Raw genomic sequence first — 10,031 nt, 5'->3', positions numbered from 1 at the left:
GGGATTTTAAAATCCCAAAAGCCTTTCGACCCCAATTATTTGACTGCTACCCCTTGACAGGTCAAGACAGTATCTACGATAACTGGTAGGGGCGGGTTTTACCAACCATATTTGAGGCTGACTAACAATCTATATAAACCCGCCCCCACCCAACCAATAACCCTCAACCAAAATTCAACGGATCGACATCAATAGTTAAACTAACAGAACGGGGCGTGCGATCGCGCAATCCGATCAAATCCGACAAATCCACCGACTCATCCAAAGGCAACTTCAGCAAAATCTGCCACCGATAGCGATTTGCCACCCGCATAATAGCCGCAGGTGCAGGCCCCAACAACTCACAGCCCGGTACAGACAATCGCTCAATATACTCCTGACAAACAGACGCCAATTGTACCGCCGTCACTGCCACTTCTGCCGCATCTACACTGCTCAACCGCAACAAAATCAGCCGCCCCGAAGGTGGATAATTCAGCGCCGCTCTTTCTGCTAATTCGGTTTCCACAAAATCTGCATATTCGTGCCGCCTAACTGCTTGAATTACCCGGTGTTCGGGAGTGTAAGTTTGAATAATTACGCGCCCCGGATCGTCACCTCTGCCCGCACGGCCCGCGACTTGAGTTAATGTTTGAAAAGCTCGTTCGCTTGCCCGATAATCAGATAAGTTCAGCAACCCGTCAGCAGAGACAACTCCCACCAATGTGACTCCCGCTAAATCTAGCCCTTTCGTCAGCATTTGGGTACCCAACAAAATGTCAGCTTCCCCATTAGCAAATTGCGTTAACAATCGGCGGTGATCGCCTTTATTTCTAGTAGTATCGCTGTCAAACCGAATTGCCCGCAATTCTGGAAACAATCTCGTTAATTCCTGTTCGACTCGCTGAGTGCCACTACCGAAATTTTTAAAGTAAGGAGAACTGCATTCTGGGCAGTTTTGGGGGTGTCGTTCCGTGTGGTTGCAGTAGTGACACCGCAACACTTCTGCGGTTGCTTCGCCGACGTGGTGATAAGAAAGCGAAACATCGCAGTTCGGGCATTCCATCACATAGCCGCAACTCCGACAAGACACAAAGGTACTATGTCCTCTTCTGTGAATAAATAGAATACCTTGCTGTTGTCTTGCTCGCAATTGTTCGAGGGCATTTTGCAGGGAAGCGCTGAAAATTGAGCGGTTCCCTTGCCGCAATTCTTGGCGCATATCGACTATTTCCACAGGCGGCATCGGGCGGGAATAAATGCGATCGGGCAATGATAAATAATGGATATTTGGTAACGAGTAATAATCTCTTCGCGTCCCCACCAAAGTCTCTAAAGCTGGCGTTGCAGAACCTAAAATTAAGGGACAATTTTCTAATTCGGCGCGCCATTTGGCAACGGTGCGGGCGTGGTAGCACGGGGCTGGTTGGTCTTGTTTGAAGCTGCTGTCGTGTTCTTCATCGAGGATAATTAAGCCGAGGTTAGGTAAAGGGGCAAAAATGGCCGATCGCGTGCCGATGACAATTTGTGGGGTTCCAGTCAGCATCTGACGCCATGTATCGTAACGTTCGCCGTCGGATAGGGCGCTGTGGTACACGCAAATTTGCTCGCCAAAACGGGCCCGGAATCTGTCTGTAAGTTGCGGTGTAAGGCCGATTTCGGGAACGAGTACCAGGGCAGATTTGCCGCTGGCTAAGATTGGGGCGATCGCCTGCAAATACACTTCGGTTTTCCCGGAACCTGTAACGCCGTGCAGCAGCACTTGACGGAATCCCGAAAAAGAGTTAATAAACGCTAAGGCTTGAGCTTGAAAATGAGTTAAAGTTTTCGGTGCATCGGGCAATTGAGAAATTCCGCGATCGCCCCTGAGAACTTCTCTTTGGTCAATTACAACGCTACCTTTTTGCTCCAAAGCTTTTACAACGGAAGAACTCGCACTGCAAATTCTCAGCAAATCGTTCAGCCACATTTCACCGCCGCCGCGCCGCAAAACTTCCAATACTTCTTGTTGCCGCTTGGTTAAATCTGTGACAAAGGCACTAGCAATTAATGTCACTGCCGGTTTGAGTTGTGGTTTGGGAGGATTGGGCGGTTCTAAATAACTTTCTACCCAACCGCGTTTCAATAAATCTTTCAATCCCCGATAACTTCCCTTAACTTGGCGCTGGAGGTATTGCCAAGTGTAATCGCCGTTTTTTTGAGCTTGCAGCAACTGCAAAATTTGACTGGCGGCGGGATTGAGAAATGTTTCGGCATTGGGAGAAATAGCACTTTTAATTAAGCGAATTCGGCGCACGGAACGGCTTAACAAACCGGGCGGCAGTGAGGCTCTAATTACTTGAATTAATGGTGTGCAATAATAGGTGGCAGTGCGATCGAGCAATTCCCAGTAAGTCGGTGGGAAAAATCCCGTACTGACAACATCTTCGACATCTTTAACCCGCGCCGGATCTAAGTCTGGCGGCAGTTGAGAAATGAACCGAATCGCGATCGCGCCTACCTGTTGACTGCCAAAGGGTACACTCAAAATATCCCCTGGTTGCACGGTAAGTTCCGCAGGTAAACGATAGGTAAATAACTTATTTTCCTCCCCAGACGAGTCCCCCGCAACCCTGAAAGGAGAGTCCACCAATACCTCGATCCACTCTGCCCGCACGGTGGGGCGCTGTGGCGGTTCGCTGCTGCCGTAGGATGCCCCGGCCTCTGCCGCTATAGGGGTTGACAAACCAAAAGTGACAGTAGACATAGGGTTGCACATCAAACTAGGAGGAGCCGCAGTCAAAGGGAGTTTTCATTATCCCTCAGTTTAGCTCGATCGATCGATCTTAGCTGCGGGAATTGGCGATCGGAATCTCGATCACCAATTCAGTCCCTTCTCCAATTGCGGAGATGCACTCCAACCTCCCGCCGTGTTTGTCCACAACAATCTGATAGCTAATTGACAATCCCAAGCCCGTCCCCTGACCAACTGGTTTGGTGGTGAAAAACGGATCTAAAATTTTCGCTTTTACAGATTCATTCATTCCCAGCCCATTATCTTTGATGCTAATTCTTGCCCAAGTTTCTGAAATAATAGAAGTAGTAATTGTCATCTGCATAGGGTTTGCTTCTATCTCGTCCAGTGAAGACTTTTGCTCTCGCTCCCGCAGGGCATCAACAGCATTATTAATGATGTTCATAAACACCTGATTTAATTGCCCCGCATAACACTCTACCTTGGGCAAAGCTCCATAATTTTTTATAAATTTTATAGCCGACTGACCTAATTTTTCTTTAGTTAAATGCTGCAAAATTAACAAGGTGCTGTCAATTCCTTCGTGAATGTTAACTGGTTTCTTTTCACCTTCATCTACCCGCGCAAAGTTCCGTAAAGTCAACACAATTTCGCGCAGAAAGTCGATGTCAATTTTTTCCAGAAAAGCTTCAATCTCTGCATCTATTTCGGGATACCGATCCTGGTACATAGCGAGCAATTTTAAAATGTCGGCTGCGTAGTCATTGACATAGGTAATATTGCCGTAAATGAAGTTAACGGGATTGTTGATTTCGTGGGCAATACCAGCTACCAAAATGCCCAAAGCCGACATTTTTTCGGCTTCGATCAATTTGATCTGCGTTGTTTGCTGATTTTCCAGAGCTTTTTCTAGTGTAGACATTCTTGCTTTTAAAATCTTTTCGGAATCTCTAAATTCCTCTGTGAGCTTTTTTAGCAAAGATTCTTTTTTTTGATTAAGGGCTTGTAATTTGCTGCGTTCGGTTTCCGAAGTTTCGAGTTTTTCCCGCAGGAGTCGATTTTCCTTTTCCAGCTCTTTGATTCTTTTTTCCCAGTCTCTTGGTTCCATCGGCTATTATTTTGAAACTCTAAATAGTGTCAGAACAGTTTTATTAGAAATTTTAGTTGCACCCTTTACCTAGTTACAATTGGGGAACACATCGCCTCGTCAATTGTGTCCGAAAATTTCAACACTTATTTTATTTTGGTAGATCTAAAAATCTTATCTAATATACCTTCAAAATGTCAACATATTAATAACAAATCTGGTTAAAACCGATCGCTACTTTGATTCAGAGCTCTCGCATTTGCAGGGTTTTCATCCGATTATTGGTAAATAAGCAGGGCGATCGCAAACTTATAAAGGCGGGCCCAGCGCGAAAAATTGCCCGATTCAGACAACCTTTGTACAAAACCCGTCGGCAATGCAAAGCGAAAATATTAAATGTGAGTGCGATCGGACTCCGGGGCGACGGGAAAACTGCGATCGACAGGGCGCGCGCTCGCGCACAAGCAATCTCAAGTAACAAGCTCATTGCTCTCTCCCAGAACGCAATCACACTATAGCATTGCTGAGAAATCTCACTTTAATGTGTCGATCGTACTCACACACCCGCACCATTTTGTGCTAATAACTACTACTTGTGACAACATCGACACAGCCGTTTATATTTGGAGAGTAATTGATGTCAGGTAGCGAAGTTCGTGCCGATTTTTGGATGAGCGAGTACATTACCCCTTGGGATATTTACGTTCACGGCGTCATCGCGGTGCTCGCTTACAAGAAAACAGCCTATCAAGAAATGTACGTAGTTCAGACCGGTACTTACGGCAAAGGCTTAGTTTTAGACGGTAAGTGGCAATCTTGTACAGGCGACGAGTTTTTGTACCACGAACCCCTGGTGCACCCAGCCATGATTTGTCACGGTTCACCCAAAAAAGTCCTCGTTCTAGGTGGCGGAGAAGGAGCTACAATTAGAGAAGTGCTGCGCTGGAAAACAGTTGAAAAAGTCGTGATGATCGACATTGACGGCGAAGTAGTAGAAGCTTGCCGCGAACACCTGCCCGAAATGCACCAAAATGCCTTTGATGACCCCCGCTGCGAAGTAGTAATCGGCGATGCTTTGGACTATTTAGACAACACAGAGAAAGATTGGGATATTGTCATTTCTGACTTGTCCGATCCCATTGAAGAAGGCCCATCTTTCCAGTTGTTTACCAAGGAGTATTTTGAGAAAGTTCGCAGCGTAATGTCACCTAACGGATATTTCGTAGTGCAAGCAGGCCCCGTTTCTCCGGCAGAAATGAAAATGCACGCTCGCATTGTGAATACCCTGAAATCTGTTTTCTCCAATGTTCAATCCTGCACCAGCTTTATTTCTACTTATGGAGCTCCTTGGGGTTTTGCGATAGCTTCTAATCAAGAAATAAATACGCGGCCCGAACCCGCAGTTACTGACAAATTACTCGCCGAGAAAACAACTGGTGGGTTGCGGATGTTCGACGGAATTACACTGTTGGGGTTGATGCAGCTTCCCGGTCACTTGCGGCAGGTAATCGCCGCTGAAACCGAAGTTTACACTATGGCTGCACCGCCTAAGTTTTTCGGGAAAGGTTCAGTCAGTCAGTGAAGTTAAATTGAAAGAGAAAACTCGTTTGGAGTAACTGAGATGAACAATTTAATTCGCATAGTCGCTGCAATTTTTCTTCCCCCTCTGGGCGTATTTTTGACTGTCGGCATCGGTACTGATTTTTGGATCAACCTGGTTCTCACGTTTTTGGGCTTTATTCCCGGTATCATTCACGCTGTTTGGGTGATTGCTAAGCACGATCGAGCTTAACTTGAGATCAAATCCAGTTTTGGGATAATAAACAGGCAAGAGAAAATAAACTTTCTTTTGCCTGTTTCCACTAATTAATCTGTATTAAATCTGTGTTCATCCGCGTTTATCTGCCGACATCTGCGGTTAAAAATAAAAAAATCTAATTTTTATGACAATTAGATTGCACATCAATTTCTTCACAAACCAATTCAGCAATTTTTTTCGCCGCCCCTGATTCTCCTCGAACCGCACGCAAACGATCGCCCATTTGTGCTAATTTATCAGGATGGCTCAAATAGTCGATCGCCAACCCGGCTATTACCTCCGGTTCCAGCTTCCCAATTAACTCCGGCACAATCTCTTCCTGTGCCCAAATATTCGGCCAAGCATAAAGCTTTCCCTTTCCCAATTGCCAGATTAGCCAATTAATCCCCGTAGCAAAAACTGAACCAACTAACGGCAAATTTGCCAGCAATCCCGGTAATCCGTCCCAAGCTTTCATTGCATCCAATTGCTGCGTCGGTATCAAAACAATCATCGGTACGGCTAACGAACCTAATTCTGCAGTATTCGCTCCCACAGTAGTTAAACACAAACTGCATTCTGATAGCAAATCGTAGGCGGGCGTCTGCGTCCAGAGTTCTACTTGCAAGTTATTTGCTGTCTGCAAAAACGGCCGTTCTGTTAACTGAAGTTCGGCGGTAGCGTTGTCAAATAAATGCAGGCAAGGATTTTGTTTGGGGTCGGCAAAACGTGCTAAAGTTTGCACATCTATGGTAGGAGCAACGGGAATTACAAAGCGAGTTTCAGGGCGGATGCGGTGGATGGATTGGGCGATCGACAAACATAATGGTACACCTAAAGCTAATTTCGCAGCTTTAGAACCGGGCAACAATCCAATTAATTCTATTTTCCGTAGGGGCGGTGCCCCCGTGCCCGCCATGCTGCGCGATTTCCCGTTCCCTACTTCTGCGATCAAATCTCCGACAACTGTAAATTTATGAGCATATTTTTGGGGAATTTTAGCAAAAACTTGTGGTTTCATCGCCGCAAACTTATCAATCCAGCGATACCACCGCGCGTCCCATTCAGCATAAATAACAGTGCGATATTTGAGTCTTTTGCCAATAACAACCGTAAAAAACTGATCGCCACCTAAAAACAAAACAACTCCTGTTTCATACCAATCCCAATTTTCAGCAGTTTTGCCAGATAATAGGAATGGAAAAAAATGCTCCGGTGCTTGAACTCTGTCAACTTCTGGGTAGGAACACGCGATTTCTGTTTCTTTTCCGGTGGCGTGCGGACAGGGGGACAGCACCACAGAGATCCGCGCTTGAGTGCCCGCGTTTCCCAATTGCTGGCGCAAAGCTTGCACGGCGGGACGCACCCAAGTTGCCAATTCTCCGGGGCCGTTGGAGAGGATTAAAATATCGACTGTCATAGGATTTAATATTTGAGAGGATACAAGGGAGAAGTTATGACAGATTTAATTGATGCCGTCAAGACGGGTGATGCTGCCGCTGTAGAAAGTGCGATCGAACAGCGTGCAGATATCAATGCCAAAGATGAGGAAGGTGCGACGGCTTTGACGGCTGCGGCTGAGGCTGGCAATTCGGCGATCGTCAAAAAATTGCTGGCGGCAGGTGCCGGGCCCAACAGTCAGGATAATGACGGGTGGACGCCGTTAATGAGTGCCGCTGCTGCCGGACATACGGAGATTGTACAGCTTTTGCTGGAGGCGGGGGCGGATGTGAATGCTAAAACTAATTTTGGTTTGACGGCTTTGATGAGTGCAGCAGGTAGCGGGCGCACTCAAGTTGTGGAATTTTTAATCGATAAAGGAGCTGATATCAAAGCTAAGGATAATAATACTTGGACTGCGTTAATTTGGGCGTCTTCGGAGGGTCACAAAGATACTGTTGAGGTTTTGAAGCTAGCGCGCGATCGCCATTAAAGACTTAGAAACCGGGTTTATTCGATAAACCCGGTTTCTGGAGCGTACAATTAATTATCGCACTCCCCAGCAGCCCAAGCCAAATCCCAATAGCTTCGAGATTTCTACGCCAGTGAAAATCTAGTTCTAGATTCTGGTAATAAATTCAAGTTGAGATTTCCGCCACCTTCAATAACAGCGATCGTGTCAAACTGAGCCGTTCCGGGAACAGCGAATGGTGAAGCTGTGTATTGGATAGCTAAATCTCGATTGTTGTTGATGGGCAATATCAAGTATAGATCTGAGGAAGGTAAAAACACATCTCCTAGCAGGATGCTATCCTGACCTTTCGTAAAGTTCCGAATTGTCGCAAAACCCGGCCCGATATAGAATATTTTGCTTCCGGGCGGAGAACTTTTACCGCCTTCTATAGGGTCTCCGAGTACGAATTTATCGCGGCCGCTACCGCCAGTGAGAGTATCGAATTCATTGCTACCGTCACTTTCATACACTCGGCCCTCGCCAAAGCCATTACCTGTACGTAAACCTACTTCAACTCCAATTAATTCGCTATTCCCCACCCCAGGACCGGCAATCATGTCATTGCCGGAAGTTCCGATAAAAGTCGCAGAGCGGCTTGGATCGTTTTTGCCGAAATTGAAGTAGTGTTCCCGACCTGTTTTCAACGCTCCCGATTCGACAAAAGGCCGAACATCGGGATTTTTTTGTAAGTATTCTGTTTCAAAAAATGAAGTCCCAAACTGACCGTCTTTGATGCCGAATTGAATGAAATGCTGGTAGCCGTTTTTAAAAGCTCCATTCTGAATAAACGGCTGTAACTGTCGGTTATTTGCTACATAAAACGCTTCGTCATACTCAGGCGATACGCGAGTGCGACCTTCTTCGTAACCGTATTGAATAAAGTGGTCTAGCCCGGTTGCAAAAGGGGCGTTTGGGTTGTTGGGAGTGCGGACTAACGCAGCGATATCTGGATTGCCTGTTAGGTAAGTATCTTCGTCAAAATACCGCGATACTTTAGTTAAGCCGCCAGCTTGACCGAATTTTTCAAAGTGTTCTCTTCCAGATTTGATAACTCCTGCATCAATGGCCGGTTTGACCCAAGGATATTGAGCAAGATAGTATTTTTCGTCAAAAATTGCGTAGTTAGCCATTTTTTTCTGATCGCTTTAATTAGCTGTTTATGCAATTTATCAATCATCTGGAACTTACACAATACCCGATCGGGTCATTTTTTCCAAGTTCAGTAGGGTGCGTTATTAACGCACCTACCATGTTAATTGAGAAAGAGATAACCGAGGTTCCGGTTATTTAAGGAATAAGTAGAAAGTGTCGTTCCCGTTTTGCTGAATTGTAGACACGACTAAATCTCCTCCCCCCTCAATCCTACCAATTGTGTCAGATCCTGGGCTTAGGATTAACAACTCGTTACCACCACCACTTGTTCTGTAGGTAGCGGGTGAGCCTGCCAACTGGATCTTGTCATTGTCTTTATCAAAGTTCCGAATTGTAACTATACCGGGGATACCCTCATAGAGGCTACGGGATGTGGGAGTACCGGAGGTAGCAGGAACTCCGAGTACGAATGTATCCTTCCCAGGGCCGCCGATCAGGACATCAGATTCATCACTTCCAAAGCTTTCATACTGCCGATTGTCTTGGGGATCGATACCTACTTCCACTCCAATCAGTTCGGTATTCCCCACGCCAACGCCAGTGAGCACATCATTCCCGGAAGTTCCGATAAAAGTTGCGGATCGGTTAGGCTCGTTTTTGCCGAAATTGAAGTAGTGTTCCCGAGCTGTTTTCAACGCTCCCGATTCGACAAAAGGCCGAACATCGGGATTTTTTTGTAAGTATTCTGTTTCAAAAAATGAAGTCCCAAACTGACCGTCTTTGATGCCGAATTGAATGAAATGCTGGTAGCCGTTTTTAAAAGTTCCATTCTGAATAAACGGCTGCAACTGTCGGTTATTTGCGAGATAAAACGCTTCGTCATACTCAGGCGATACACGAGTGCGACCCTCTTCGTAACCGTATTGGATAAAGTGGTCTAGGCCCGTCGCAAAAGGTGCATTTGGGTTATTGGGGGTGCGGACTAAGGCAGCGATATCTGGGTTGCCAGCGAGGTAAGTAGCTTCGTCAAAATACCGCGATACTTTAGTTAGGCCGGCGGCTTGACCGAATTTTTCAAAGTGTTCTTGTCCAGATTTGATAACTCCTGCGTCAATAGCCGGTTTCACCCAAGGATATTGGGCAAGGTAGTATGGTTCGTCAAAAATGTCATAATTTGTCATAATTATTGCTCCAAGCTTAGTCTGCTTACTTGTCTGTTAAACTTGACCCACTATAAATAACTCTACTAACTCAGTATGTCAAGTTAATTATTTTTAAGCCTGTTTTACAGCAGATTCCATGTATATATAATACACTCTATTTAGTACATAAGCGAAAAAAATGAAACCTTATTCGATTGAGTTGCGTGAGAAAATAGTTAAAATTT

9 protein-coding genes are annotated in these 10,031 nt (G+C 45.7%); 3 read left to right on the top strand and 6 right to left on the bottom strand.

Features of this window, described 5'->3' with window-relative positions:
• Positions 1-163: 163 nt before the first annotated feature.
• The 3 genes from priA to QUA27_RS26590 all read right to left on the bottom strand — a co-directional run bounded on the left by priA (position 164) and on the right by QUA27_RS26590 (position 4,287).
• Positions 164-2,725 (bottom strand): primosomal protein N', encoded by a 2,562-nt coding sequence (priA, locus tag QUA27_RS26600; protein WP_333071982.1) that lies wholly within the window; start codon positions 2,723-2,725, stop codon positions 164-166.
• 79 nt (positions 2,726-2,804) lie between these two features.
• A complete protein-coding gene (locus tag QUA27_RS26595) occupies positions 2,805-3,821 on the bottom strand; it encodes a sensor histidine kinase (protein WP_333071980.1) in 1,017 nt (338 codons plus the stop codon).
• 223 nt (positions 3,822-4,044) lie between these two features.
• The gene (locus tag QUA27_RS26590) at positions 4,045-4,287 is read right to left on the bottom strand and encodes a hypothetical protein (protein ID WP_333071979.1); all 243 of its coding nucleotides are present in this window, start codon (positions 4,285-4,287) and stop codon (positions 4,045-4,047) included.
• 150 nt (positions 4,288-4,437) lie between these two features.
• Between QUA27_RS26590 and QUA27_RS26585 the strand changes: the two genes are divergently transcribed.
• Complete coding sequence (locus tag QUA27_RS26585; RefSeq protein WP_333071977.1) at positions 4,438-5,382, top strand: fused MFS/spermidine synthase; 945 nt, start codon at positions 4,438-4,440, stop codon at positions 5,380-5,382.
• Between the two features lie 39 nt (positions 5,383-5,421).
• Complete coding sequence (locus tag QUA27_RS26580; protein ID WP_333071975.1) at positions 5,422-5,592, top strand: YqaE/Pmp3 family membrane protein; 171 nt, start codon at positions 5,422-5,424, stop codon at positions 5,590-5,592.
• Between the two features lie 142 nt (positions 5,593-5,734).
• Here QUA27_RS26580 and QUA27_RS26575 read toward each other — a convergent pair whose 3' ends face one another.
• Complete coding sequence (locus tag QUA27_RS26575) at positions 5,735-7,018, bottom strand: glycosyltransferase family protein (RefSeq protein ID WP_333071973.1); 1,284 nt, start codon at positions 7,016-7,018, stop codon at positions 5,735-5,737.
• 36 nt (positions 7,019-7,054) lie between these two features.
• Here QUA27_RS26575 and QUA27_RS26570 point away from each other — a divergent pair, with 36 nt between their 5' ends.
• Positions 7,055-7,531: an ankyrin repeat domain-containing protein gene (locus QUA27_RS26570; RefSeq protein WP_333071972.1), complete on the top strand. Its 477-nt coding sequence runs from the start codon at positions 7,055-7,057 to the stop codon at positions 7,529-7,531.
• 104 nt (positions 7,532-7,635) lie between these two features.
• Here QUA27_RS26570 and QUA27_RS26565 read toward each other — a convergent pair whose 3' ends face one another.
• Both QUA27_RS26565 and QUA27_RS26560 read right to left on the bottom strand, forming a co-directional pair.
• Positions 7,636-8,682: a calcium-binding protein gene (locus QUA27_RS26565; RefSeq protein ID WP_333071970.1), complete on the bottom strand. Its 1,047-nt coding sequence runs from the start codon at positions 8,680-8,682 to the stop codon at positions 7,636-7,638.
• Between the two features lie 153 nt (positions 8,683-8,835).
• Complete coding sequence (locus QUA27_RS26560) at positions 8,836-9,825, bottom strand: calcium-binding protein (protein WP_333071969.1); 990 nt, start codon at positions 9,823-9,825, stop codon at positions 8,836-8,838.
• Positions 9,826-10,031 lie beyond the last annotated feature (206 nt).

It is taken from the genome of Microcoleus harperi Pol14_C6 (assembly GCF_036701295.1).
In the GTDB taxonomy this organism is placed as follows: Bacteria; Cyanobacteriota; Cyanobacteriia; order Cyanobacteriales; family Microcoleaceae; genus Microcoleus.
The sequence above is the reverse complement of the archived record's forward strand: the minus strand, read 5'-3'. Positions and strand labels throughout refer to the sequence as shown.

Excerpts from the sequence above, each read along its gene's own strand:
- QUA27_RS26580 (WP_333071975.1), top strand. The coding sequence starts at position 5,422 with ATGAACAATTTAATTCGCATAGTCGCTGCAATTTTTCTTCCCCCTCTG.
- QUA27_RS26590 (WP_333071979.1), bottom strand. The coding sequence starts at position 4,287 with ATGAGCTTGTTACTTGAGATTGCTTGTGCGCGAGCGCGCGCCCTGTCG.
- QUA27_RS26560 (WP_333071969.1), bottom strand. The coding sequence starts at position 9,825 with ATGACAAATTATGACATTTTTGACGAACCATACTACCTTGCCCAATAT.
- priA (WP_333071982.1), bottom strand. The coding sequence starts at position 2,725 with ATGTCTACTGTCACTTTTGGTTTGTCAACCCCTATAGCGGCAGAGGCC.
- QUA27_RS26595 (WP_333071980.1), bottom strand. The coding sequence starts at position 3,821 with ATGGAACCAAGAGACTGGGAAAAAAGAATCAAAGAGCTGGAAAAGGAA.
- QUA27_RS26570 (WP_333071972.1), top strand. The coding sequence starts at position 7,055 with ATGACAGATTTAATTGATGCCGTCAAGACGGGTGATGCTGCCGCTGTA.
- QUA27_RS26585 (WP_333071977.1), top strand. The coding sequence starts at position 4,438 with ATGTCAGGTAGCGAAGTTCGTGCCGATTTTTGGATGAGCGAGTACATT.
- QUA27_RS26565 (WP_333071970.1), bottom strand. The coding sequence starts at position 8,682 with ATGGCTAACTACGCAATTTTTGACGAAAAATACTATCTTGCTCAATAT.
- QUA27_RS26575 (WP_333071973.1), bottom strand. The coding sequence starts at position 7,018 with ATGACAGTCGATATTTTAATCCTCTCCAACGGCCCCGGAGAATTGGCA.